The organism is Candidatus Nitrohelix vancouverensis (assembly GCA_015698305.1).
GTDB classification, from domain to species: domain Bacteria; phylum Nitrospinota; class Nitrospinia; order Nitrospinales; family VA-1; genus Nitrohelix; species Nitrohelix vancouverensis.
The window spans coordinates 2,618,529-2,644,188 of the sequence record CP048620.1; the positions used below are offsets into that span (position 1 = coordinate 2,618,529).

Below are 25,660 nucleotides of genomic sequence, written 5' to 3' on the forward strand. Positions count from 1 at the left end.
CAGTCCCAGGCAATGAGTGATTTTTTTCGTTGTTTGACTCTAGACCTTTGTCACAGATTTTTGTTATACTAAAGGCAGAGTTTTAAATCCTTCCCGTGAATCATGCCGTCTTCTCAGCTTTCAAGTAGACGGATTCAAATACATTCATATCAATCATTCTAAGGAGTAGAGATGAGTCCTACAGCTATTGTTGCGGAAAAATACAAAGTCAAAGATCTGTCGCTGGCAGATTGGGGTCGGGAAGAAATCATCCTCGCAGAAAAGGAAATGCCGGGTCTGATGGCGCTTCGAGAGCAATACGGTTCTTCAAAACCCCTGGCGGGGGCGCGAATTGCGGGATCACTGCATATGACGATTCAAACCGCTGTTTTGATCGAAACGCTGATCGTGCTGGGGGCTGAAGTGCGCTGGGCCTCCTGCAATATTTTCTCGACTCAGGACCATGCCGCGGCGGCTATCGCCAAAGAGGGAATTCCCGTTTTTGCCTGGAAGGGTGAAACCGAAGAAGAGTATTGGTGGTGCACGGGTCAAACCCTCCTCTTCGATGAAGGTCCGAATATGATTCTCGATGATGGCGGCGACCTCACCGCATATGTGCATAAAAATCACCCTGAAATGTTGCCTGCAATCAAAGGCATCACTGAAGAGACCACAACGGGCGTGCATCATCTTTACAAAATGCTGACGGACAATGCGCTCAAGATTCCCGCGATGAACGTCAACGATTCCGTCACCAAATCCAAATTCGACAACCTCTATGGTTGCCGCGAGTCGCTGGCAGACGGCATCAAACGCGCCACCGACATCATGATCGCCGGAAAAATCGTGGTGATCGCCGGTTATGGCGACGTTGGCAAAGGTTGCGCCGATTCAATGAAGAGTCTGGGCGCGCGCGTGCTCGTCACAGAGATCGATCCGATTTGCGCATTGCAGGCGGCGATGGAAGGTTATGAAGTGACCACGATGGAAGACGCGCTGGCGCAAGGCGATATCTACGTGACCACGACCGGTTGTAGCGACATCATCCGCATCGACCATATGGAGAAAATGAAGGACTCCGCCATCGTGTGCAACATCGGTCATTTTGACGTGGAAATCCAGGTCGAGCAGTTGAACCATTTTCCCGGCATCGTGAAAAAAGAAATCAAACCGCAAGTGGACAAGTACACCTTCCCGGACGGGCACAGCATTCTCCTGCTTGCAGAGGGACGACTGGTCAACCTGGGTTGCGCAACCGGGCACCCCTCGTTCGTCATGTCCAACTCCTTCACCAATCAGGTGCTGGCTCAAATCGAACTTTACAAGAAACAATATGAAGTCGGCGTCTACACCCTGCCGAAGCGCCTGGATGAAGAGGTCGCGCGACTGCACCTTGACAAACTCGGCGTGAAGCTGACGCGCTTGACCAAAGAACAGGCGGAATATCTGAATATTCCCCAGGAAGGGCCTTACAAACCCGATCATTACCGCTACTAATCAAAAAAGCGCATCCTTTTCATTCCAGAAAAGGATGCGCTTTTATTTTACCTATCTCCAATATCCCCTAAATAGCATTCTCCTCCAAAAATTCCTCGACCCAGGGGATGATGCGTTCATGCGCATCCTCAAGCACATAATGCCCGGCATCAACCGCCTCATGCACCAGCGCGTCGGGATAAATCTCTTTCCAGCGATTCAAAAAATAAAAATTAAAACAGAAGTCCTTACGTCCCCAAATGATCATTTTAGGTGTTGTATTGAATTGAGCTAAATTTTCCTCGATGCGCTTTACGACTGGATAGCTGGGAACATCCGCCGACATGGGAATGTCCTGAACAAAACGCAGGGTCGCAATCCGGTTGGCGAAGGAATCGTAAGGCGCAAGGTATCCGGCTCGAACCTCTGCGGTCAGGCGGTCTTTATGTTTGGCGGCTCTTATAAGGGCCGCACGCGCAAACGCGTTCAAGCCGCGAATGAGCGCCGCGCCAAGTAGAGGAACGCGACACAGGTTGATGCTGAAGGGGATCCGGTCCGATAAAAACGCGGCGGTGTTGAAAAAAATCAAACGGCTTATCAACTCAGGGCGACGCACCGCGAGGCCCATGCCGATCGCCCCGCCCCAGTCATGAACCAGCAGAGTCAAACGCTTCAATTGAAGCTGATCGACCAGAGCCTCCAGATTATCAATATGGCGCTCCAGCGTGTAATCGTATTCTTGAGGCTTGTCGGACAGACCGCATCCCATATGGTCGGGAGCGATGCAACGATACCTGCCTTTGAAAGCGCTTATGAGATTGCGATAATAAAACGACCAGGTGGGATTGCCATGCAACATGAGAAGAGTCTCGCCCTCCCCTTCGTCGATGTAGTGATATCGATTCGCGCCCAAGTCAAGGAAATGAGATTCGAAAGGGTACAGACTTTTGAATGCGGATGTATCCGTCACCATTCAACGCCCAGCATGAGACAGTTCAGACCGCTACCAATACCAAGCAAGGCGGCGCGGTTGCCTTTTTCCAATAATCCCCTCTCCTCGCCGATGGCCAGTGTGGAGGGTAAAGAAGCCGAGCCGGTATTGCCTAAAAATTCCAGAGTGGAAAAATCTTTGGCCGGGTCCAACTGCAAAGTTTCGTACAACAGTCTGCGATGCGCGGAGCCAACTTGATGACAAAATACCCGGTCCACATCGTCATTGCTCCAGCCCAGTTCCGAGCGGGTCTGTTCCCAGGTCCGACCTGCAAGCTGACAACCTTCCTTCAACATCGCCTCCGAATCCGTTTCCATGAGCGGACCGACGCCGCTATCCCCTTCGCCCCGACACAGATCATTGAATCGGGTTTCCGCCATCGCCGCGCCGCCTAACAAGCGATGGCCTGTCGTGGAAATGTCGCGATGCGTCAACAACACGGCTACTGCCGCAGACGCGATGGTCAAGGACGCGAACGCAGATTTCACATCGGCGCGACAAATGTCTTTGCGCGACAAAAGATTCTCGATGGTAGCGTCCACTAAAGGACCGCCGTTTTCACCGGATACAATCAGTCCCGCCTCGATCTGGCCCAGCTCAATCATATTGGCAACCGTCACCATGCCATTCAATACGCCAAGACAAGCGTTGGAAATATCAAACACCATCGCGCCGGGATCGAGCTTCAAATTATTGTGAACCACAGCCGCCGTCGCCGGTTCCAGAAAGTCCCTGCACACCGAAGCATGAATCAAACAGCCGATACGTTTGCGGTCAAGAGTCGTGCGAGATAAAGCCTGCTCACCGGCAATGGACGCCACCGAACTGGGCGTCTCGCTCTTGTCAAAAAAACGCCGTTCGCGAATGCCGCTCATCAACTGCAAGCGCCCATAGGGCAATTTCAGCGCATCATAGATGGGAGACAGCCTTTTCTCTATATCATCCGAGCTGACGACTTGCTCTGGCAGATGATAACCCAGCGCTTCGATGCAGACATTATTGAACTTCATGAGACTCCGTCTGGGTCATAGAATCCCCATCTACATTCTTATCTCTGAACTGCATGTCGTAATATTTTCGGTACAAGCCGGAATGCTCCAGCAAGTCATCATGCGTCCCTGTCTCAACGATGCGACCATGATCCATGACGATGATTTTATGCGCATGTTTGACTGTCGACAAGCGATGCGCGATGACAAAAGTCGTGCGGTTTTCCATGAGGTTGTGCAGAGCTTCCTGCACCAGTTTTTCCGATTCAGAATCCAGAGAAGAGGTCGCTTCATCCAGCACCAGAATCGGCGCGTCGCGCAGAATCGCGCGCGCAATCGCCAGACGCTGTCGCTGACCGCCGGATAATTTAAGACCTCTCTCGCCAACAACCGTCCCGTACTTGTCGTCCAGTTTCTGCACAAAATCATGAACATGAGCGGCTTTAGCGGCGCGGATCACCTCCTCCTCAGTTGCCTCCGGTCTGCCAAACAGAATATTGTTCCAGATTGTATCGTTGAACAGAAAAGTATCCTGAGTCACCAGCGCCAGATTGTTTCTTAAGGAAGCCAGACGATATTCCTGAATGTTTTTACCATCGATCAGAATCTCGCCTTGCGTCACGTCGAAAAAACGAAACAGCAAATCTGCCAGCGTCGTTTTCCCCGCGCCGCTCATCCCGACGATCGCGATCGCATGGGACTTGGGAACCTTCAGATCAATCCTGTCCAGCACCAGAGTGGAGCGCGTCGGGTACTTGAATGAAACGTTTCGATATTCAATGCTATCGTGAAAACCGTTCAGGACCAGGTCGCCTTCGCGTACCTTCTCCTCCTTCATGTCAAGGATGGCGAAGACCCTTTCAGCTCCCGCGAGTGAGACCTGAAAATTTGCGAATATGCGAAACAACAATCGCACTGGACCGTACAACATGAACAAAGCCACAAGAAAGGCGATGAAGGTGCCCTGAGTCACCCGCCCCTCTAGAACTTCACTGCCGCCATACCATAAAATCACCGAAGCGCTGGCGATGCCCAGAAACTCCAGTAAGGGCGAGGTGATCTCGATGTACTTGACATTCTTCTTCATCACCTGCAAATACGCATCGTTGGTTTTTCCGAACTTTTTGATCTCCTGAGGTTCCAGTCCAAAAGCGCGAACGATTTTCACGCCTGAAAAGGATTCAAGGATTGTCGAATTCAAATCGCCCAGCAATTCCTGGCCCTGGTGACTCAATCGCTTCAGCTTGCGGGCAATGTTTGAGATGGGGAGTACGACCAGAGGGAAAATCACCAGCGACATCAAAGCCCAGTCCCACTTCATATAGAACAGCCATCCCAGCAGACCGATCATCATGATGCCGTTTTGAATGAACTCTTTCAAAAGGCGGGTGATCGTCGATTGCATAATGGAAACGTCATTGATAATGCGGGAGATCAATTGCCCCACCTGATTTTTTTCAAAAAAACCAAAGGGCAAATGATGGATGTGGGTGAATAACTTGTCGCGGACGCTGACAATCAATTCCCATGAAATGCCAAAGATGATTAAATTCTGAACATAAGAAAGAGCGGCTTTGACCAGATACAAGCCCGCCAGTCCTAAAGGGACTATCTTTAACAAGAAGTAATCTTTTTCCTGAAAGATATCGTCAAAAACCGTCTGGATGAGAGGCACCGGAGAGGTTGCAATGGCGCCCACAATCACGGAGAAAAAGATCGCCAAAGTCAGTTTGGGCAGGAACGGTCTCACAAACCCAAACATTCTTTTATACAAGGGGAAATTCATGTTTTAAACGGGGCCGGCTTGCTTGCCGGGAAAGGCGCAAACAAAAAAGCTCCTGCCCTTATGACACAGTCATAAGGGCAGGAGCCTTGTTTATTGATTCCAGATCAACGTATTCTGAGAAACCCAGTGAACAGTCAATCGCGTTCCTCTAGAACCGGAAGTTTGCAATTACGCAGAAACTTCTTTTTTAGGAATGAAATCCTGCAAGCTCGCGCCTTCGGAAATAGCCTGTTCCATCAACTTCACAGACTCCCTGATTCCGGTTTCGCAAACTTCCAGAGATATATCCTTGATGCTGTTTTCATCGCAGTATCCCATCACCCGGTTTCGCGTGTTGTCACGCATGAAACCTTGAGGAACCCGCTCCAAACGCTCCAGAGCTTCTTTGCTCCAGTTGAAGTCGTCCGGGTTCAGACCCGCGCCAAAATTCATGTAATCCTTCGCAGGAACTTCTTTCTTCTCCTGAACAATTTTCTCATTCAGGATTTTATTAGCGAAAGCGACGGTGACCGTCGGGATATTCTGAATACGCGCGTTCTTCTCAACTCTCGCATGGGCTTTGCGTCGCACATGACCTTCCGGATACTCTTCCAGAATTTGTAAGGCTTCCTTCGACCACTGAATGTATTTGTCGTCGAAAGTCGTCATGGTGGACAATTCGCCAGCTTCCTTTTCGGTCGGAGTGAAATCTTCCTTCCAAACAGGAACCAAGGACTCGCCAATGGCTCCGCACACGAAACATTTAATGACGTCCGATTTCATATTCGTTCCACACTTGGAGCATTTCAAAGTCACGTCATGTCCCACTGCGTCTTTATTGAATGCGACCTCTTCTTCTTCAGTCAAAGGCTTTTCAAAATTCTCAATGACTTCCTGAGCCAATCGGGCTTCCTTCTCTTCTTCAGTCTCATCCGCCCGAGTGGTCTCTTCATGCGCTTTTATCATCTCGGCATTGACATCATCGAGAACGGTTCCGGTCGGATCCATGCCCTCGTCTTTCATTTTCTGCCCAACGGCTCGCATTGCCTGCATGGCGCCCGCCGGCAGAATGTTTTGAACCGCTTCAGTGATGACGCCGGAAGTGATCATGCTATGACCGCGCTCCAAGGCATATCGCAAAATCGCGGCGGTTGCCATGGGACGAACAAAGCCAGGAATCTTTTTGAGTCGTTCTTTACCTTCAACCGTCCACTCGATCGTTTCCTCCGCCTGCAAATCAATCGGCGGCTTGAAAACGCGGCTGGACAGGAAAACATTACAAGGCACGAGGCGCAACAAATTCTCCGTGTTGCCGCCAATATCCATATCCGGCGCGCTGTGAACGCCGATTCGGCCGAGGATCAACAAATACGGATTTTCTTCGCGCGCATACTGAAGCACTTTCTCAAAAACCTTACCATCCAGCAATCGAATGGTGCAGTCCACGCCTTCGTCTTCAGCAATCTTGCGGGAAATTTCCAGATGGGCCTGATAAATCTTGGCCAGTCCTTTATCAATGATATCTTCGTGCAGTTTTTCCTGTTGTTCAAATTTGAAAACTTTGGAAGCCTCGCGGGACAAAACGCCCGTCAGGCTGTTAAACATTGCATAGTGGAAATAAGGGTCGAAAGTGGAAATGATTTCCAGAGGCTTGTTCAAGCTTCGGGACAATTCAATACCCGTTTTCAAACCGCCAAAGGAATGTCCGCTACCATCCACGGCAACAACGATTTTATCGCTGGAATGTTTCTTTTCGCCATGAAGAGCGGGAATGTTCTTAACGACCAGAGTGTCCGTGTTGATACGACGAATCACGCGCTCTGCAACCGTTCCTAATTGGCTGTCTTTAATAGCGCCCAAGCCAACGGAACCCAGGATCACCAGATCGTAATCCGTTTCCTTAATGTCGCGAACCAACTCAATCCAATTGCGGCCTTCCAGAGATTTTCCCTCAAACTCGACGCCTTCTTCTTTACAACGCGCCTTGGGGACATCCAGGTAAGAGTCGGTAATGACTTCCATCCCTTTTGTAATCAATTGATCATGAATGTTACGTTGCTTTTCAAGTTCCTGCTCGTCCTGATATTCTTCAGGCAATCCGCTTTCCATCTGACGGAAACGAACATCATGCATTTTAGCCGCATACACATGACTCGCCGTAATCTTGCCTTCACTCTGTTTCGCTAATTCCAAACCAATCTCAATACATGTATTGGAGTAATCGGAATTGTCTACAGGCAAATAAATATGCTTAAACATTTATATGATCTCCTTTGAACCCTAAGCCGTACTCAATAACTCGCTTTTACAATGGGAATTTAATAAGTCTGACAAACGACAGGCGCAATAATCTGTTGGTTATGCAATCTACCATAATCGACTCGAAATTTTAGCAAAATAAATGTTTCTGTCAACCCTAATCGAATCCTAATAGCGCTGATTTTTTAGCAATTGACCTCATTGCCAGGTTTCCGAGTCAAATGAAGCATTTTATATTCTACTTATATTGCATGAGCGCCACTCATTGCGCTGACTGTAAGATTTTATCCTGTCAAAACAACGACAAGAATACAGCTATCAGATCAGCATAACAAGCATAAATATACTATATAAAAAGACTTTAAATATAAAAAACATTTCCTGAAAAGATTTTGTTCTGTAATGAAAATTTTGCTAGAATGGTTTTCATTTTAAATGAAACATTGAGCGTTTTAGAACCTGCCGACACATTTTACGCCTGATTGCAGACAATGATCCAGCGATGATTTTCATTCGACGCCGGGCCTGATTAAAAAAAAATTTTCGTTCCCACATTCCTACATATTCAGGAGCAAAACAGAATGAAGTTATATGGAAGTAAAAACGACATTGAAAACGCGCTGAAGGGAGCGGCATCTATCGATGCGACGGGAATAAAACTAATAAACGAAGACGCTGTACGCGGCGTCATTGACGATCTGGTATACAACGCGGCGGTGAACCCAGACCAGGAGCTTCGCGGCTTCTCCCGTTTCATCATTCGCTCCGCCGCTCTGCAAATGGGAATCATCCCCTCTTCCATCCAAGGTTTATATGAAGCGCGTGGACGAGGCGAATGCAAGGGTTTCACCGTCCCCGCCTTGAACATCCGGGGCATGTCTTATGAATTGAGCCGGGCCATTTTTCGAACTTCATCGGCAATGGATGCAGGCGCCTTCATTTTCGAAATCGCCAAATCCGAGATTGGTTACACCAAACAAATGCCCCCCGAACTCGCCGCCACAATTCTAGGCGCCGCGATTAAAGAAGGCTTCAAAGGCCCCGTTTTCATTCAAGGCGACCATTTTCAGGTCAACGCACAAAAATATGGCGAAAACCCCAAAAAAGAGATCGATGGACTGAAAACATTGATCGACAGCGCGCTGATGGCGGGCTTTTACAACATCGACATCGACACCTCGACGCTGGTTGATCTGAGCCACGAATCCATCGTTGAACAGCAACGCGCCAACTTCGAAGTGGGGGTTGAACTCACAAGCTACATTCGCCAGCACGAGCCGGAGGGAATTGAAGTCTCCGTTGGCGGAGAAATCGGCGAGGTTGGCAAAGAGAACAGCACGGAAGCCGAGCTTCGCGCCTATCTCGATAATTTCAACTCCGGCCTCGAAAAAGTCTGTCCCGGTAAAAAGGGAATCAGCAAGATTTCGATCCAGACCGGAACCTCTCACGGCGGCGTGCCTCTACCCGACGGAAGCGTGGCGGAAGTCAATCTGGATTTCGAGACGTTGGAAAACCTGTCGCGCATTTCCAGAGACACATACGGACTGGCCGGCGCAGTGCAACACGGCGCTTCCACCCTGCCCCCGGATTGTTTCAACCGATTTCCTGAACTGGAAACGGCGGAAATCCATCTGGCGACCAGCTTTCAAAACAGGATATTTGAGAGCAAACATTTTCCGAAAGATTTCAAGGAAACGATTTACTCTCACCTGCGTGAAAAGTTCGCATCCGAAAACAAGGGCGGGATGACCGACGAGCAATTCATCTACAAAACCCGCAAGAAAAGTTTTGGTGAGTTCAAAAAAGAGTTCTGGGATTTGCCGGAAGAAATCAAGTCGGCTATCGGCAAGGAACTGGAAAATGAAGTGGCTTTCCTGTTCGAAAAATTGAGCGTTGGGAACACTCGTGAGATTGTGGAAAAATCGGTCCAACCGCTGGCCATCAGTCCCTCTCTGGAAGCTGAAATCGCTAACGCCTGAGGCGGATCAGGCCGACGAAAGCCTATCCAACTCCTTTAACTCATCACCGCTAATTCCAAGAAAATAAAGGATTAATCCAAGATCGCGCATATTGATACTGGCATGTGCGGCCTGCTGAACGATGGGCTTGGCATTGAAGGCGATGCCCAGCCCGGCTTTGGCCAGCATCGGGATGTCGTTGGCGCCATCGCCCACCGCGACCACCTGTTTCAAGGTCATTTTTTCACGTTTTGCAAGCGATTCCAAAATGCGTTCTTTAGCGCTCGGCCCGATGATTTCGCCAACCAATCCCCCTGTCAATTTGCCGTCCACCACTTCCAGACAATTGGCGAAACCGTAATCCAGCCCGTATTTGTTCTTCAACGAATCAATAAATAATTGAAAACCGCCGCTCACAATCGCAACCTTGTAGCCCAGGTATTTCAGGATTCGCACCAGACCCTCGGCGCCGGGAGTCATCGGAATGCAATTAGCAAATTCAACCAGGCGTTCCACCTCCAGTCCTTTGAGCAAGGACACGCGCTCGCGCAATGCTTCTTCAAATTCAATTTCCCCGTTCATGGCGCGATGCGTGATGGCTGACAACTGCTCTCCCACCCCGGCCATTTTGCCAAGTTCGTCGATGACCTCGCATTGAACGAAGGTCATGTCCGCGTCCAGCACGATCAGGCGTTTGTTGCGGCGAAACACCGTGTCTTCCTGAACCGCGATATCCACATTGTAATCTTTTTTGAATTCCACGAGCGGATTCAGCACCTCCACCGTCGAATGGGATTTGCGGGTTCCGATCACAAATTCCATCACATGCCGGTCGCCGTAATCCAGTTGTTCGATGCGCAGGACGTTGATATCCAGAGCGGCGAAGGTTTTCATGAGTTCCTGCAAGGCCATGAAGGATATGGCCTGACCCAGCAAAGTGACAACGGAACGGTACTTGTAGGTGGCGTCGGGTCGAAAACTGGCGTCCCAGGGATAGATATTGACCTGCATCCCGGACTTTTTGGCGTAGCCTTGCAGTTCTTTTTTGAAGGCTGTCAGAGAAATCGTCGGGTTTCCATCCAGTAACAACGACAGGTTCAGCAATCCATTGAACACAAATTGCTTGATATCCAGAACCTCCAGCCCGAAACGGCGAATGGATTCCATCGCCTCGGCCAGAATTCCAGGCCGATCCTTACCGGATACATGCACATGTAATTGGACAGCTTTCGGGGATTGGGGCATGTTCACTTGACCGGATTGTAACGCCAACCTTCTTTTTTCTTACAGGTCCAGCCATCGTCTATCTGGAAAACCGACAAATTGCCAAGAGTCTGGGATTTGAAAAGAGCCACCACTCCCGCCCCGTCTACGAGATTGTTTTTCAGATGCAGTCGCTTCAGTTTCGGCAAACACTTCGATTCCGCGAGCGCTTTCAAGGCCGCATCGCTGAGACCGTTCTTATTCAAATTCAGGTACTGGACATTCTCCAGCATGGGACTTTGCGCCAGCGCAAGCACTCCCGCATCACCGATCTGATTATCGTCCAGATCCAGCCAGGTCACCTCTTTCATCGTCGGCGAGTTCCACAACAGGCTCGCCTCTTCCGCCGTCAGGCGTTGTCCACTGATCATCAATTGATTGCCGCGCAGGCGTCCTTCGTAAATCGCCTCGGCGTCTTTAAATCTTGGTTCCGTCATTTCGATCCTTTTTCCTCCTTTTGGGTCTTGCTGGATACATACTTTCTCCCTTTCAATTCATTCGGGAGATATTCCTGTTCGACATAATTGCCCGGATAATCGTGCGGGTATTTATATTCCTTACCATAGCCATAACGTTTCTTGGCGTCCTGATAATGCGTGTCGCGCAAATGCTCGGGAACGGGAAAGGACAAACCCTTTCCCTGAATATCGCTCAAGGCCTCATCCACAGCGCAGATCGCCGAATTGTCCTTGGGCGCGTTGGCTACATAAATCGTGGCTTGCGCCAAGGGGATTCTCGCCTCCGGCCAACCGAGTTTCTCCACCGCCTGCGCCGCCGCGTGCGCCAGCAGAAAGGCCTGGGGGTCGGCGTTGCCCACATCCTCGGCCGCTGTCACCAGCAGTCTTCGGATGATAAAACGCGGGTCTTCCCCACCGGCAATCATTTTAGCCAGCCAGTAGATCGCCGCGTCGGGATCCGAGCCGCGCAAACTTTTCTGATACGCCGAGGCGTGATCGTAATGTTCCGTCCCGCCCTTATCGTACAAAACCGCGGATTTTTGCAGGATTCCCTGCACCGTTTCCGCGTCGATCTCAGCCGATTCTCCGACTTCAGATCGCGCCCAGTCTGCGGCGGCTTCCAAGGCGTTCAAGGCCCGTCGCGCATCGCCGTTGGCGTAATCGACGATGAGGCCCAACGCCGCCTCCTGAAATTTTGGTTTCCATTGTCCCAAGCCGCGAACCGGGTCGGCGATCGCCTGATCCAGTATCTGCCGGATCACAGACGACGACAAATACTCCAGTCGAAAAATCTGGCATCGAGACCTTAACGCAGGAATCACTTCAAAAGAAGGATTTTCCGTAGTGGAACCGATCAGGCGGAGCGAACCGTTTTCAATATAGGGCAGGATCGAATCCTGTTGCGCTTTATTGAAACGGTGAATCTCGTCGATGAACAACAAGGCGCGTCGCCGGGAATTCTTCCAGAGTTTGTCCGCCAGCGCAATCACTTTTCTTATATCCGACACCCCCGCATTGACGGCGCTGATCTCAAAAAACTCCGCGTTGGAGAGATTCGCCGCCATTCTGGCAATAGAGGTCTTGCCGGAACCCGGAGGCCCCCACAAAATGAACGAAAGATTGGAATTTTTCTGGATCAATTTACGTAAGGGCTTGTTCTCGCCAAGAACCGGGTCATGCCCCAGCACGTCTTCTAAATTGCGCGGGCGCATGCGGTCCGCCAAAGGCGAAGGCCGCGCTTCATCCTGCATTTCAAATTCCGGGAAAAGTTCCATAGCGCATTATAAGCATTTATCAAAAATCATAAATCCATTTTCTGCAGAGCGCGTTCGCCTTTATGCATTGGCCACCAGGCCACGAAGAGAGTCAGGAGAACCGTCGCCGCATAACAAATCGGAACGTCCCATCCGCCAAGGGATCGGGACAGAAAAGTTTCATTGAAATGGACGTAGACCGGACGCGCTCCAAGAGCCAAGAGAACCCCGATATAGGCCAGACTGAACACCATGAACAAAATACCGCCGGTGCCGCTGGAAATCTCCGCGACATTGTCGTGTTTGAACATCGGGTACATGGCGCCCAGTCCCAGCCCCAGACCGGTTAGCGCCAGGGTGATGAAGAAGGTACCAACAATGGACACCGCCATCACATAAGCATCAACCTCAAGCAGGTAGCTGGAAACTCCCGCCAGCAATTCTGCGATGAACAGTAGCGGCGGAAAGAAAAAGCAGAACTTGCCCCATAAAAAAGACTTCATCGAGGTCGGCGAGCTGTAGATCGTCCAGAACGCCGCGCCTTCCATGCTTGGCGCGGAAAACACGAATCGGGCAGATAAAGCGGATAACACAAAACCGATCAGCCCGACATTCAAAACGGCCACCACATGCTGTAAGACGCGATTGTCCAGCGGTAGATTGATGATGTTGAACAAATAGACCAGGGTCAAGGCGGCAAGAATGAACAGTTGAGACCATTGCTCCGGGTCGCGAAAAAACAATTTCAAATCCTTATCCCATAACGCCCGAATGGGATGAACGGAACGACTTCGATGACCGTTCCCATCGGCTCGCGAATCATCAAGAGGCGCGGTCCTAGCCTCGCCCGCCAGACGCCAACCCTGCAGGTATATCTTCTTGCCCAAAAAGAGCAGACCGGCCACTGCAAACACGGCGGCTATCATCAGATAAGAAAAATTCCAAAGCGCGCCGCCCCAGTCCCCCGCCCTCGCCTGCGTGACCCCCAGAGTGATCCAGCTACTGGGAAGGAAGGGATAATCCGGGGTCTGGAGTTTCTCGACAAACAGCATGATCTGGGCGTCGGAAACATTTTTGCCAAAGAATTTTTCAGGCGATAGAAAACGCAGGTAGGTGATCAATCCCACCAGAAAAACCAGCCCGATGAGCGACAACATCTGGTGAAGACGCCGCGAGGGGAAATAGCGCAGTAATACCAGCGTCGCCATCGAGCCCAAAGCACAGGCAATAGTAAAAAATGGAGCCAGCGCCGCCACGACATACATGTAATAAGCGACCGTTGCCTGAAAATGATTTCCATAGGCCGCATAAATCGGCAATGAAAAAAGTAACATCATCCAGGAACTGTGGACCACGCACTGGAAAAATCGGGACGTTAAAATTGATGTGGGCGATAGAGGAAGCGAATGCAGTAATTCCAGATCCGGCGCCATATAAAATAGCGACAAGGACACAATGACGCCTGAAAACGCGCCCATCACGAACAAAGTCAGAAAGACGACGTTCAGCAACTGCGGGATCAACTCGTCGCCAGCCTGAAAAGGAAGTTCCGCCAGATACTCGATGATGCGATGGAAAAAGATATAGTCGCCAACGACAAACAGACAAGCCAGAATAGCGATCGTCAACCAGCGGTTCCAGGCCCCCTTCTCGGAAAACAAAACAATATTGCGAAAGAGAGTTCGACGCAGGCCCAGCAATCGGGACAACTCGCGGATCATCAGACCCCGCCGCGTCGAAAAAAGTTCAGTCCCGTACAAAGATCGTTGGACATGGCGCTCGCCTAAAGTGGGGTCTTGCGTTGCATGGCCCAGTCAATGATCGCCCAGTCCATCCAACGGTGATCGTCAAACGGAGTCGTTTCTTTGCAGAGATAGCCCATATGCCCTCCCCCCTCCGGCGTTTGAAGATCAAGAGCGTGGCTCAGTTCAAGACCTTTGAAAATTTCTATGGGAATGAAGGGATCGTCGTTTGAACACAAGAGCGTCGTTGGAATCTGAATCGAAGCGAGAAACTGACCGCAACTGGATCGGGTATAATAATCGTCGACATCCTCAAAGCCTCCGGCGGGCGCCGTGTAGGACACATCAAATTCCCAGATCGTTCGAGGCAGATGATCCAGCCTGAAACTTTCGGCAAAGCATTCCTTGATCGCCTCCGCCTGCTGATTGATCAGACGCATATAATAACGATTGAAGAGCTTGCATTTTGAAGAGGTCGAAATCAAGCGGCTGGCCATTTTTAAATCGACGGGAGGATTGACCGCAAATGCCCCGCGAACCCATCGCGAAATCTCCCGGCCCTCTCCAAGATATTTGAGCAGAATGTTGCCGCTCAGGGAAAAGCCAATGAGCAAAACCTCTCGCTTGGGATAGATTTTCATGGCATGCTCCACCATATCGCTAAAATCATCGCTGGAGCCGCCGTTCCACAAGCGCTCGCTCATACCAATCCCAGCGCCCGAGCCTCGCTGGTTTAACAGGAAAACTGGAAATCCATGATCGTTCAGCTTCTTGCCGATACGCTTCATATAGCCGGAATGAGAACAGCCTCCCATTCCATGCCCCATAATGACCAAAGGCGAGCTGGTGTCTGCACTGGGTATTTCAAAGCACAAGGTGACGCCGCCATCGGCAAGCCGAACCTTATGCGTGCGAAGCTGGGGCAAACGGGCTTCACCGGGAAATTGCGAGGCCATAATCGTTTGCAGTACCGCGTTTCCAAGCAGAGGATGGCGAGCAAATTTTTGCAACGCGCCGGGCTGAATTGATTTAATATTGGATGGCGCGATCACGGGCATAATAGAGGAACAAACGAATCCGAGCAGGTGTGAATTGACAGCCTAATTTAAGGTTGATACAGTAATTTCAATCAATACTACCACTTCAGAAACGCTATGAAACCACTCATTCAAAAACTCAAAACCGTTCAACAGTTTCCGTATATTCTAGCAGGTATTTTATTGTTCGTCTCCTGTTCCTTGTCATTTGCAAACGAACCGGTCAAGCCTGCAGAACAAGCCTATCTAGAGGGAATAGAATACAGCAAGAGCGCGCTTTGGGGGGATGCAATCGATAAATTTTCTGAAACGATCCGGCTCGACGCCAAGCACTCGCTCGCGCACGCCAATCTTGGCGTGGCCCTGAGCCAGTTGGGAAATCACAAAGCCGCCTTGATCGCATTTGAAAAAGCCCTGGTTCTGGGCTACGACCATCCCATCTTTCGCTACAACCGAGGTTCGTCTTTCGCAAAACTGAACTTACTGGAAGACGCCGAACGGGAATATCTCAAAGCGCTGGAGATGAACCCGCGAATGGTCCTCGCCGAATACGAACTTGGCATCGTGTACGTTTTGTTGAACAAGAACCACAAAGCGCTCGAGCAAGTTAAAAAATTGTACAACCGCAATCACAAACTGTCGCAGAAACTGTTTGAGAAAACCCCCATTGATTACAAGATCATGTCCGTCGATGACGGCGGAACGCTCAACGGTCGCGTTGTCATGTTCGGCGAAACCCCCAGAATCCGCGCCTTTCATCTGATCAATTCGCCGAACGTCGAATTTTGCATTCGTATTTCAGACGGTAAAGGCCACCGACTGTTGAAAGACTTCAAGGTATCCAAAACAGGAGGATTGAAAGACACCGTCGTCGCGCTTAAGAAAGTCAAGAAAGGCAAACCTTTTGATCCCGCCATGCAGGTCTTTCATATCGACCGCTGTCATTCCGACAAATACGTTATCGGTATTAAAAGCGGAGACGATATTCTGGTCGAAAACACCGACCCCATCACCCATGAAGTCGCCACTTATGAATCGGCGGGAAAATATGTGAATCAGTTGAGCAATAAAACCGTACTCCCCAAGTCCACACAGGTCCGCAACGCCTATGTTCGGCATGATGTAGACGAGTTTTTAATCAAATGCAATTTGCATCCATTCCTGCAAACGCATGCCTTTCTGGTCGACAATCCTTACTACGCTATCACCGACGAAGAGGGCAATTTCTCAATCGCAGACATCCCTCCGGGAACTTACGAAGTCGTCGCATGGCATCCCTATATCGACAACCTCACCGCAACCGTGACCATCGAAGCCAAACAGCAAGCGACCGTCGATTTTGAGTACCACTCCAAAAACGTTCGCAGAAAATTGTACAACGATGATATCAAGGGATATCGCTTCAATACGGTGTATGACAGCGGAGAGAATTTTTACGGCGGAAAGCGAAATGACGACCCGGTGGAAATTCTTCAGGTCTTCACGGATCTGGACGAACGCTACGAAAGTGAATCCGGCCCTGGAATGATTCGCAACGTACCGACCGACTGATCTACTAATGGCTAGGCGGTTTCGGGCCCTACTGAAGATAACACCGCGCTGGCCCCTTCTTTTTGGGAATAAGCGCTCATCGTTCCCCGAGCTTTTTCAGAATCTTCAAAAGGACCGATATATACCCGGTTCCAGACGCTTGAGTCGTCGAGCGTGACGGAACGGGAAAAAGCCGGGTAGCCCTTCTTCTGCAATTGCCCGACATGATCCATGGCCCGCTTCAACTCGCGAAACGAACTCACCTGCAGAGAGAAGACGGCTCCGGTTGATGATTTTTCATCAATCGCTTTCGCTTCGGGAATCGGCGCTTTTGCAATTTCCGGGGCTTTGGGCTTTTTCACCACCGTTTCCTGCCGAGCGACCGCAAGCGGTTTAGAGGGCGCCATCTGTTCCTCGCGCCTCATCAGGCCGAGAGGGCGATCGCCGCGATGCACCTTGCCGTCGAGTCCGACAAACTTGACCATCCGGTCATCGTTCAGAACTTCATAAAACGTGAAGTCGGTTTCGCGCTTCACAGGTTCGGGCGCGGTCTTATTCTCTTTTTTGAATTTCAGTTTTTCCGGCGCAACTTTCTTAACTATCTTTTCAGGACTCTCCTGCCGTCCTGGGTCCCACGACACCAGAGCGTTCTTACCGGCGTAATACATGCCAACGCCGGCAAAAATCAGGACCATGATCTTAAATAAGGATTTTACTGCGCCCATTCCAATATTCTTTCTGGCTGACACAATTACATTCTGACAGGAGCCGAAACGCCAAGAACGGACAGACCGTTCGCAATGGTCGTTTTCACGCAATCCAGTAAAAATAAACGCGCCTGACTCAAGGCGACATCGTCGCCCACCACGCGGTGCTTCGCATAATAAGAGTGAAAATCCGACACCAGATCCTGCAGATAATGCGGCAGACGATGAACCTCCAAAGCCAGCGCGCTCTTCTCTATCACTTCAGGCAGAGAAAGGATTTTCTTTATCAGCACATAGGCCTCGGCCTCTTCAATCGGACTCAAATCCACGCTGTCCCGATCAGGCACCTTGATCCCCTTCTCCTCAGCCGCGGCAAACACACTACAAATTCGCGCATGCGCATACTGGATGTAAAAAACGGGATTCTCCGGCGTTTCCTTCTTCGCCAGTTCCAGATCAAAGTCCAGATGCGTGTCGGAACTACGCATCAGAAAAAAATAACGCGCCGCATCCACGCCCACTTCATCCAAAACATCCGAGAGCGTCACAAATTCTCCAGAACGGGTGGACATGGAAACCTTTTCCTCGCCGCGTTTCAAAGCGACAAACTGAACCAGCAATACTTTGAACACATTGCTGTCGTAACCCTGCGCTTCGAGAACCGCCTGCATACGCGGCACATAGCCGTGATGGTCGGCTCCCCAGATGTCGATAATCTTTTCAAATCCGCGATCGATCTTGTCTTTATGGTAGGCGATGTCCGAACAAAAATAAGTGCGTTCGCCGCTTTGTTTCACGATCACGCGATCCTTCTCATCCTGAAAGGCCGAAGACTTCAACCAGACGGCGCCGTCTTTTTCATAGACAAATCCTTTTTCGCGCAACCAGTCCACCGCCTTTTCGACGCGACCGTCTTCATACAAGGTACCTTCTTTAAACCAGCGATCGAACTCCACACGGAAATTTTTTAGGTCCTTGTTGATGCCGTCCAAAATGGAATCGCCCGCATAGCTTCTGAAAAAGGGCAGGGCCTCCTCGTCGCTTTGATTTAAAAACGCATCGCCTTTTTGCTCGATGATTTCCTTAGCAATGTCGAAGATGTAATCGCCCTGATAGAGATTCTCGGGGAACTCGGCTTCAACGCCCTGCAACTCGCGATAACGGTACAAGGCCGAAAGCCCCAGATTATTCATCTGATTGCCGACATCATTCACGTAATATTCCGTTTTCACGTCGAAGCCCGCGCGCTTCAACAGCAAGCTGAGACAGTTGCCCACCGCCGCGCCTCGACCGTGGCCGATATGAAGCGGCCCTGTCGGATTTGCGCTGACGTACTCCAGCAGAATTTTTTTATTTTTACCGGCGTCGCTCGAACCGAAATTTTCTCCCTGAGACGCCATGTCCAGCAAACGTTTTTGAAAAAATGACGGCGACATTCTGAAGTTGATGAATCCCGGCCCGGCGATTTCCACCGACGCCAATTCTCCGTTGTTCGTCGGAAAATGTTTGCAGATCAACTCTGCGATTTTTTTCGGAGCCTTTCGTTCTGCACGGGCAAGCCCCATCGCAACCGTCGTCGAAAAATCGCCCATCGACTCGTCTTTCGGGTTTTCGATCACCACCTCCGGCGGCGTTTCCAGCGTCAAATCGCCCGCTGTCTTTGCGTTGTCCAGAGCGGACTGAACCAGTTCCTGTAAATAGCGCTTCATGTTGCTTTTAATATTCCAATCTAGTCGACAAGGTTAGAGAGTACCGGGCAATTTATTTTTTGCGTTTCTTGACAGCGTCCACCTTCGCTTCCATCTCTTCTTCCAGAGCGGACTTATCCGTAACAAACGCCTGCTTGAGTTCTTCCACCACCTGATGAATCTGTTCAGGGGGAGTCCGATCTCCCACATGTTTGAGCTTCGTTTCCAGAATGACTTCTTTGTCTGCGATCTTCGCTTTATACTCCAAGCGAATTTCAGAAATTTCTTTTTTTTGGCTGTCACTCAGCTTGGATGCCGCCTGATTCGACGTTCTCTCCATGCTCAGGTCCAAAGCGCTCTTCAATCCGGACATGAGACCCTCCTTTTTCGATGCGGGTTTGATTATAAACCAACCTAAGCCCTTGAAACAATTGAAATTATTGATTTAATTGACTTTAAACCGGAATTTCTTTCCTGTTGTCTTGCCAATAGGCATTTGCTATTCTGCAATCCTATGCCTTTTGAAAACAAAAATCCAGACCTGAAAAACTTAAATAATTTCCTGAGTTACCTCAAAGAATACGGGATGGACGAGATCCCCTGCGCCACGCCCCTCGCCCCCGGCTCGGCTGTTCAGGGTCGCCCCGCGACCGCGACCTCCGCTCAGTCACCCAGCCCCTCCGCGTCCAATCCGGAGCTGGTCTCAGCGCGTGAAGAATTGGGCGATTGCAGCCGTTGCAAACTGTCGCAGGGTAGAAAAACCATCGTCTTTGGCTCGGGCAACCCGCATGCGGATATCGTCTTCGTCGGCGAAGGCCCCGGCGCGGACGAGGATGAACAAGGACTTCCCTTTGTCGGTCGCGCGGGAAAAAAACTCACGGAGATCATCGAAAAAGGCATGGGTCTGAACCGCGAACGCGACGTTTATATCTGCAACATCGTTAAATGTCGACCGCCCAATAACAGAGACCCGGAAGCGGACGAAATCGCCGCCTGTAAACCCTTTCTTGAATTACAACTCAATGCGCTCAAGCCCAAAGTCATCGTTGCGCTGGGCAAGCCCGCCGCCAGTTCCTTATTGGGACGCACTGTGGCGATCACAAAAGAGCGTGGCATCTGGCAGGAATTCAAGGGAATCAAATTGATGCCGACCTTCCACCCGGCCTATTTGCTACGCGCTTACACTATTGAAAACCGCAAGGCGGTACACGAAGATATGAAAAAAGTCCTCGCTGTCATCAAAGGTTGAGAAAAACATGCTGGAGCAAAGCGCCCTGAGCCTGATAAATCGATTGCAAAGCAATATGGAGAAAACCATCTTCGGCAAGCCCGAAGCGGTGCAGTCCTCCATCATCACCCTGCTCGCCAAGGGGCATCTGCTAATAGAAGACGTCCCCGGAGTGGGCAAGACCACGCTGGCTCAAACCCTGGCGCGATCCATCGACCTGGAGTTCAGACGCATTCAGTTCACCAACGATATCTTACCGTCGGACATCACCGGCGTTTCGGTTTACGACCCGGAGGCCAAACAGTTCATATTCAAGAAAGGCCCGCTGTTTTCCAATATAGTGCTGGCAGACGAAATCAACCGCGCCACGCCAAGAACGCAAAGCGCGCTTCTGGAGGCCATGAGCGAGCGCCAGGTCTCCTCGGATAATGTCACGCACGCGCTTGAAGAACCCTTCATGGTCATCGCCACGCAAAACCCCGTCGAAAGCCACGGAGCCTACCCGCTGCCGGAATCGCAGATGGATCGTTTCATGATGTTTCTATCGATCGGCTACCCGACGCTGGAAGATGAAAAACGCCTTCTCGAATCCACCCTGGGAAGCCAGGCTCCTAGCGTTGAATCCGTTGTGACGCGGGAAGAATTACTCCTCCTGCAATCTCAGGTTGAGCAGGTAACGCTGGATGAGTCGCTTGCGGAGTACCTGCTGGCTCTGGTTCATGCGACGCGCCAGCACAAGCACCTGGCGCTCGGCGTCAGTCCGCGCGGAGGTTTGACCCTGAGACAGGCGGCGCGCGCAAAAGCCTTGACCGAAGGCCGCACTTATTGCCTTCCCGACGACGTCAAAAGCATGGCGCTTCCAGTTTTCAAACATCGGGTGATGCTGTCCTCGCAAACGGGGAGTCACCGCGCCCAATCCGAAAACGCCGCCGCGATCATCATGGAAATACTCGATCAGGTGGAAATTCCCGTTTAGCATTTTTCGAACGAGGGCAAACCCGTGCAAGCAACGCGCCGCCACCAACTACCGTGAACAGCCCCGCCAATCCGTCTTACAAAATTGTTTTCACTGTCAGCCTGCGCGGACAAACGCTACAACTCACGCGCGAAGGAAGCGGTTTTGTTTTTCTGGTTTTCGGCGTGGGGCTTGGAGCCATCAACACGGGAAACAATCTGCTCTATCTCGTTCTGGCGATGTGTTGCAGTTTCATCGCCATCTCAGGACTGCTGTCCGAATGGACCCTGAAGCAAGTGACGGTTAAAGGAAAACTTCCCCCCACATTTCACGCGGGCGAAGCGACCCCGCTGGTCCTCTCGCTCGCAAACGCCAAAAGCAGTCTCCCCTCTTACGCCCTTCGCGTTTATTTCCCAAATCACAAAACCTTATTCAAGCTGGAAAAAGAAATCAGCCTGTTCTATCTGGCCCCCGCATCCTCAACTGATAAAACCGTCATGATGAGCGCATTGAGAAGAGGCCCGCTTCAGATCGATCAATGCCAGCTCGCCACCAGCTTTCCATTTGGATTTTTCATTAAATCCAAAACCGTTCCCATTCAGATTGAAGCGCTTGTTTTGCCCAGACTGTATGAGACAACGGCCCCGATGGTTTTGAGCAAAGAAGTCGAAGGAGATGGTAAAAAACGCCAATCCGGTTCCGAAGTGCATTCACTGCGTGAATTCAGCGAAGGCGATTCCCCGCAAAGCATCCATTGGAAATCCTCCGCCAAGACAGGCGGCCTGCGCGTCAAGGAATTCGGTCAAAATGCAAACCGCTCTTGCATCGTCCCGCTTCATTTCGAAGAAAACGAGCTAGACCCTTTTGATGAAAAACGCATCGAAGAAAAAATATCCAAAGCCGCTTCACAAGTTTTTCATATGATTCGACAGGGAGTCCAGGTCCAGTTAAAAACAGACGACATGGAAACGGATTTCGCCAGCACAGAATCGCATCTCGAAAACATCATGCAATATCTTGCCAAGCTGTCCCCTCAAACACAGCATCACCGGAAAGCGGATGATGCCTGAACCCGAACGCGCTCCAGAAAAATCAATCGCCGTCATCGGCTCCGGTTCAGAACCTCACCTTGCCCTGACTATTCCTTTAGGGAAATTAATCGCAGACTCCGGTTTTCATCTCATCAGCGGTGGCGGAGCGGGAAGTATGCGCGCCGTGTCCGAGTCTTTTGTCAGCCAAGCTCAGCGGATGGGAAAATGCATCGGCATCCTTCCCTCCAGCGCCGATTGCAACACCCCGGAGAAACGCTCGCTATACTGCCCGCCTCAAAACTACCCCAACGACTGCATTGAAATTTGCATCCGCACGCATCTTCCATTGTCCGGCGCGCATGGTAAAGAAACCGCCAGCCGCAATCATCTGGTCGTTTTAAGCGCGGATAAAATCATCGCCCTGCCCGGCTCCGAAGGAACCCGTTGCGAGATTGAACTGGCGCTGGAATATAAGAAGGAATTGTTGTTGCTGGATCCGGATGGAATTTGGAGCGACTACTATGATCTTGCAGATCATACCAGCGCTATGGAGCAGGTCGCTGAATGGCTGGGCGCCTAACCTGTTTTTTGGTGATCGAACTGATAACCAATGCCGCGAATGGTTTTGATGTACTGACCGGCTTCGTTCAATTTTGATCGGAGCCGTTGAACATGCGTATCGATCGTTCGGGACAGAACGTCGTCGCCATATTCCCAGATTTCGTCCAGCAGAACCGAACGAGACTGCACTTTCCCCGGCGTTTCGACCAAGCGAGACAGGAGCTTGAATTCCGTGAGCGTCAACTGAATGGTCTCGCCTTTGACCTTGACTTCATGCTTCGCCTGATCGATCCACAAATGACCGAACTCAAGAATTTCTGCATCAAGAAAAGACGAAGCGCTGGTTCGTTTCAAAACATTCTTGATACGCAGGATCAATTCGCGCGAGTTGAAAGGCTTCGTCACATAATCATCGGCGCCAAATTCCAGTCCGAGGACGCGATCCACCTCGTCGTTGCAAGCCGTCAACATGATTACTGGCAGATCGAGCGTTTTGGGATTGGAACGTATCGTCTTGCACACTTCCATTCCGTTAATATCAGGCATGTTCACGTCTAGAATGACAAGATCGGGAATTTTTTTCTTGAGATTTTCAAGAGCATTTGAACTATCGTTGGTGACCTGCACCTTAAAGCCCTCGCTTTGCAACTTCAGTTCAAGCAGGGACAAAAGCTCTTCATCATCATCAACAATTAAAATACTGGGCTTCATAATTCCAACGCCTGTCTTTACGTTAATGTAAATTAAATTAATGACTATGTAACACTACATCAACTCAGTTCATCTCACAATAAATTCCCATATCCTAAAAAAAAAAGTTCGCCTATTATACTGTAAAAAAACCCCTTGAACCAAAAAAACCCAAACAATCTTCAACAATCCAGTCAACGGACTTGAGGAGAGAATGGTCGTCATCCAACTCAACGCATTCGCGATCCTTCGCTAATTTTACAAACTTTCGGGATTCTTCTATCGGCACCGTATCGTCGTGAATCCCGTGAACGATTCGCGTTGGGATCGTTTGCGTCAACGGCATCGCATCCCAGACCTCCGCGTCCGAAAAAATATTTGAGTCCAAAGACATCAATTTATTATGGCGATAATTGAATACTTTGAGAACGCTGGCCCGAGGCGCGTTGACGGCGTCTCCTTTCTCCCAGACAGACCTCCAGCGTTTCAGAAAATTAAAGCCTGGGGCCATCAGATACATTCCCTCGACCTGCTTGGAAGTATGCGCCGTTAAAGCGGCGAGGTATCCCCCCATACTACTCCCTATCAAAGCAAAAGAATCCTTTGGATGATCTGCCAGCAAACCCTTGATGACCTTCATCTGACGAGAAATTGTCAAAGTCTGGAAATCGCCTCCTTCAAGATCAGGAATGACCAGATCAATTCCTTTGGCTTCAAACCGTCTCTTGAAAACCTGCGCCTTTTGCGAACCCGGCCCTGATGCGAAGCCATGAAAGTATAAAAAACGATGCATGATCTCAATCCGAAATAGCTTTTGCTTCAGCGTCCACACCATCCAAAGCGATGATTTTACTTTTCATGCGTTGCAGGAGAATCAATCCCGGCAAGGCGATGATAAAAGTAAAAAGGAAGAACCAGACCCAGCCGTAACTTTCCGCCAGAAAACCGGAAGTCGGCCCCACATACACTCTTCCCAGAGCCGCCAGCGCCGACAAGAGAGCGAACTGGGCCGCCGTGTATCGCGCATGACACAAGGCCATCAATAAAGCCACAAAAGCCGCCGTTCCCATCCCTCCCGCGATGTTTTCAAATCCAACCGCAAAAAACAGCAGGTAATAATTTTTCCCCGCCTCCGCCAACGCCATAAAGGTTAAATTAGACACCGCCTGCAAGACGCCGAAAAGCATCAAAGAGCCATAAAGCCCCAAGCGCGCCATCAAGGCGCCGCCAAACAAGGCGCCCACCAGAGTCGCCGCCAGGCCAAAACCCTTGTTGAAAGCGCCCACTTCGCCGACTGAAAAACCGGGACCGCGAATCAGAAAAGCCGTCGTCAAACTGCCCGCGAAGGCGTCGCCGAGTTTGTACAAAATGATCAGAATGAGAAACAGCCAGGCGCCGTTCCTCGAAAAGAAATCCTTGAGAGGACCGATCACCGCCTCTTGCAAGGATTCAGGTGGATCGACTTTATCCTGCGGTTCCGGCCCCAAAAATGACGCCAGAACCCCCAGCCCCATCAGCGCCGCGATGCCCATGTACGCCGCCTGCCAACCGACAAATTCAGAAGCGACCAAGGCTCCCGCGCCAGAAACCAGCATCGCCAAACGATAGCCCGAAACAAACACCGCCGCGCCCATGCCCCTTTCAGGCGCCAGCAGAACATCCGTTCGGTAAGCGTCCGCGACAATGTCATGCGAGGCCGAGCAAAAAGCGATCATCAAAGCCAGACCGCCCATCAACCACGGGGTCTCGCTGGGAGAACCCAGGCTGGACGCCAGAATCATAACAATGAGGGCCAACTGGCACATCAACATCCAGCCCCGACGGCGACCCAGCAGTGGAGGGACGAAGCGATCCATGAAAGGCGCCCAAAGAAATTTGACCGTATAGGGCAAACCCACTAAGGTAAATATTCCGATCGTTTTTAAATCAACCCCCTCGACCGTCATCCAGGCCTGCAAAGTCCCTCCTGTAAGGGCAAGCGGCAAGCCGGAGGCAAAACCCAAAACGAGCGTCGCCCCAATGCGGCGATTGGCCAATTCTCTGAAAATATCAGCAAAGCGTTGACTCAGCATAAGATCAAAAACGTGCAAATACAGGCAA

22 protein-coding genes are annotated in these 25,660 nt (G+C 50.6%); 7 read left to right on the forward strand and 15 right to left on the reverse strand.

Annotated elements, in window-relative coordinates:
- Positions 1 to 171: 171 nt before the first annotated feature.
- A complete protein-coding gene (locus G3M78_12130) occupies positions 172 to 1,476 on the forward strand; it encodes an adenosylhomocysteinase (protein ID QPJ66099.1) in 1,305 nt (434 codons plus the stop codon).
- Positions 1,477 to 1,543: 67 nt separating this feature from the next.
- On the opposite strand, the gene G3M78_12135 is transcribed toward G3M78_12130, so the two are convergent.
- From G3M78_12135 to G3M78_12150, 4 genes are all read right to left on the reverse strand, one after another.
- Entirely contained in the window at positions 1,544 to 2,428 is an 885-nt protein-coding gene (locus tag G3M78_12135; GenBank protein QPJ66100.1) for an alpha/beta fold hydrolase, read from the reverse strand.
- On the reverse strand, positions 2,422 to 3,456 hold the full coding sequence (locus G3M78_12140) for a 3-oxoacyl-ACP synthase III (protein QPJ66101.1): 1,035 nt from the start codon (positions 3,454 to 3,456) through the stop codon (positions 2,422 to 2,424). Before G3M78_12140 ends, G3M78_12135 begins: the two co-directional genes overlap by 7 nt.
- Entirely contained in the window at positions 3,443 to 5,221 is a 1,779-nt protein-coding gene (locus G3M78_12145) for an ATP-binding cassette domain-containing protein (protein QPJ66102.1), read from the reverse strand. Before G3M78_12145 ends, G3M78_12140 begins: the two co-directional genes overlap by 14 nt.
- Before the next feature lie 168 nt (positions 5,222 to 5,389).
- Positions 5,390 to 7,459: a universal stress protein gene (locus tag G3M78_12150; protein QPJ66103.1), complete on the reverse strand. Its 2,070-nt coding sequence runs from the start codon at positions 7,457 to 7,459 to the stop codon at positions 5,390 to 5,392.
- 581 nt (positions 7,460 to 8,040) lie between these two features.
- Between G3M78_12150 and G3M78_12155 the strand changes: the two genes are divergently transcribed.
- The gene (locus G3M78_12155; protein ID QPJ66104.1) at positions 8,041 to 9,438 is read left to right on the forward strand and encodes an aldolase; all 1,398 of its coding nucleotides are present in this window, start codon (positions 8,041 to 8,043) and stop codon (positions 9,436 to 9,438) included.
- A 6-nt stretch (positions 9,439 to 9,444) separates the two neighbouring features.
- On the opposite strand, the gene serB is transcribed toward G3M78_12155, so the two are convergent.
- From serB to G3M78_12180, 5 genes are all read right to left on the reverse strand, one after another.
- Positions 9,445 to 10,662, reverse strand: a complete 1,218-nt coding sequence (serB, locus tag G3M78_12160) for a phosphoserine phosphatase SerB (GenBank protein QPJ66105.1) — start codon at positions 10,660 to 10,662, stop codon at positions 9,445 to 9,447.
- Between the two features lie 2 nt (positions 10,663 to 10,664).
- The gene (locus tag G3M78_12165) at positions 10,665 to 11,117 is read right to left on the reverse strand and encodes a hypothetical protein (protein ID QPJ66106.1); all 453 of its coding nucleotides are present in this window, start codon (positions 11,115 to 11,117) and stop codon (positions 10,665 to 10,667) included.
- Positions 11,114 to 12,412: a replication-associated recombination protein A gene (locus tag G3M78_12170; protein QPJ66107.1), complete on the reverse strand. Its 1,299-nt coding sequence runs from the start codon at positions 12,410 to 12,412 to the stop codon at positions 11,114 to 11,116. The genes G3M78_12165 and G3M78_12170 overlap by 4 nt, the downstream gene beginning before the upstream one ends.
- A 26-nt stretch (positions 12,413 to 12,438) precedes the next feature.
- Positions 12,439 to 14,112: a hypothetical protein gene (locus tag G3M78_12175; protein QPJ66108.1), complete on the reverse strand. Its 1,674-nt coding sequence runs from the start codon at positions 14,110 to 14,112 to the stop codon at positions 12,439 to 12,441.
- Positions 14,113 to 14,174: 62 nt separating this feature from the next.
- Positions 14,175 to 15,089, reverse strand: a complete 915-nt coding sequence (locus tag G3M78_12180) for an alpha/beta fold hydrolase (protein ID QPJ66109.1) — start codon at positions 15,087 to 15,089, stop codon at positions 14,175 to 14,177.
- A gap of 198 nt (positions 15,090 to 15,287) precedes the next feature.
- On the opposite strand from G3M78_12180, the gene G3M78_12185 reads away from it, so the two are divergent.
- Complete coding sequence (locus G3M78_12185; protein ID QPJ66110.1) at positions 15,288 to 16,721, forward strand: tetratricopeptide repeat protein; 1,434 nt, start codon at positions 15,288 to 15,290, stop codon at positions 16,719 to 16,721.
- 11 nt (positions 16,722 to 16,732) lie between these two features.
- On the opposite strand, the gene G3M78_12190 is transcribed toward G3M78_12185, so the two are convergent.
- The 3 genes from G3M78_12190 to G3M78_12200 are packed head-to-tail and all read right to left on the reverse strand — an operon-like array spanning position 16,733 to position 19,468.
- The gene (locus tag G3M78_12190) at positions 16,733 to 17,425 is read right to left on the reverse strand and encodes a hypothetical protein (protein ID QPJ66111.1); all 693 of its coding nucleotides are present in this window, start codon (positions 17,423 to 17,425) and stop codon (positions 16,733 to 16,735) included.
- A gap of 26 nt (positions 17,426 to 17,451) precedes the next feature.
- On the reverse strand, positions 17,452 to 19,116 hold the full coding sequence (locus G3M78_12195; protein QPJ66112.1) for an arginine--tRNA ligase: 1,665 nt from the start codon (positions 19,114 to 19,116) through the stop codon (positions 17,452 to 17,454).
- Between the two features lie 52 nt (positions 19,117 to 19,168).
- Entirely contained in the window at positions 19,169 to 19,468 is a 300-nt protein-coding gene (locus G3M78_12200; GenBank protein QPJ66113.1) for a hypothetical protein, read from the reverse strand.
- Between the two features lie 141 nt (positions 19,469 to 19,609).
- On the opposite strand from G3M78_12200, the gene G3M78_12205 reads away from it, so the two are divergent.
- The 4 genes from G3M78_12205 to G3M78_12220 are packed head-to-tail and all read left to right on the forward strand — an operon-like array spanning position 19,610 to position 22,889.
- Complete coding sequence (locus G3M78_12205) at positions 19,610 to 20,344, forward strand: uracil-DNA glycosylase (GenBank protein QPJ66114.1); 735 nt, start codon at positions 19,610 to 19,612, stop codon at positions 20,342 to 20,344.
- Between the two features lie 7 nt (positions 20,345 to 20,351).
- A complete protein-coding gene (locus G3M78_12210) occupies positions 20,352 to 21,299 on the forward strand; it encodes a MoxR family ATPase (protein ID QPJ66115.1) in 948 nt (315 codons plus the stop codon).
- Positions 21,300 to 21,352: 53 nt separating this feature from the next.
- Complete coding sequence (locus tag G3M78_12215) at positions 21,353 to 22,348, forward strand: DUF58 domain-containing protein (protein ID QPJ66116.1); 996 nt, start codon at positions 21,353 to 21,355, stop codon at positions 22,346 to 22,348.
- The gene (locus G3M78_12220) at positions 22,341 to 22,889 is read left to right on the forward strand and encodes a molybdenum cofactor carrier protein (protein ID QPJ66117.1); all 549 of its coding nucleotides are present in this window, start codon (positions 22,341 to 22,343) and stop codon (positions 22,887 to 22,889) included. Before G3M78_12215 ends, G3M78_12220 begins: the two co-directional genes overlap by 8 nt.
- Here G3M78_12220 and G3M78_12225 read toward each other — a convergent pair.
- The 3 genes from G3M78_12225 to G3M78_12235 form a co-directional block, all read right to left on the reverse strand.
- Positions 22,886 to 23,581 carry a response regulator transcription factor gene (locus tag G3M78_12225; protein QPJ66118.1) on the reverse strand — a complete coding sequence of 232 codons (696 nt, stop codon included), beginning with the start codon at positions 23,579 to 23,581 and terminating at the stop codon, positions 22,886 to 22,888. The genes G3M78_12220 and G3M78_12225 overlap by 4 nt on opposite strands.
- Before the next feature lie 115 nt (positions 23,582 to 23,696).
- Entirely contained in the window at positions 23,697 to 24,353 is a 657-nt protein-coding gene (locus G3M78_12230; protein ID QPJ66119.1) for an alpha/beta fold hydrolase, read from the reverse strand.
- Between the two features lie 4 nt (positions 24,354 to 24,357).
- Positions 24,358 to 25,632 (reverse strand): MFS transporter, encoded by a 1,275-nt coding sequence (locus G3M78_12235; GenBank protein QPJ66120.1) that lies wholly within the window; start codon positions 25,630 to 25,632, stop codon positions 24,358 to 24,360.
- Positions 25,633 to 25,660: the final 28 nt, after the last annotated feature.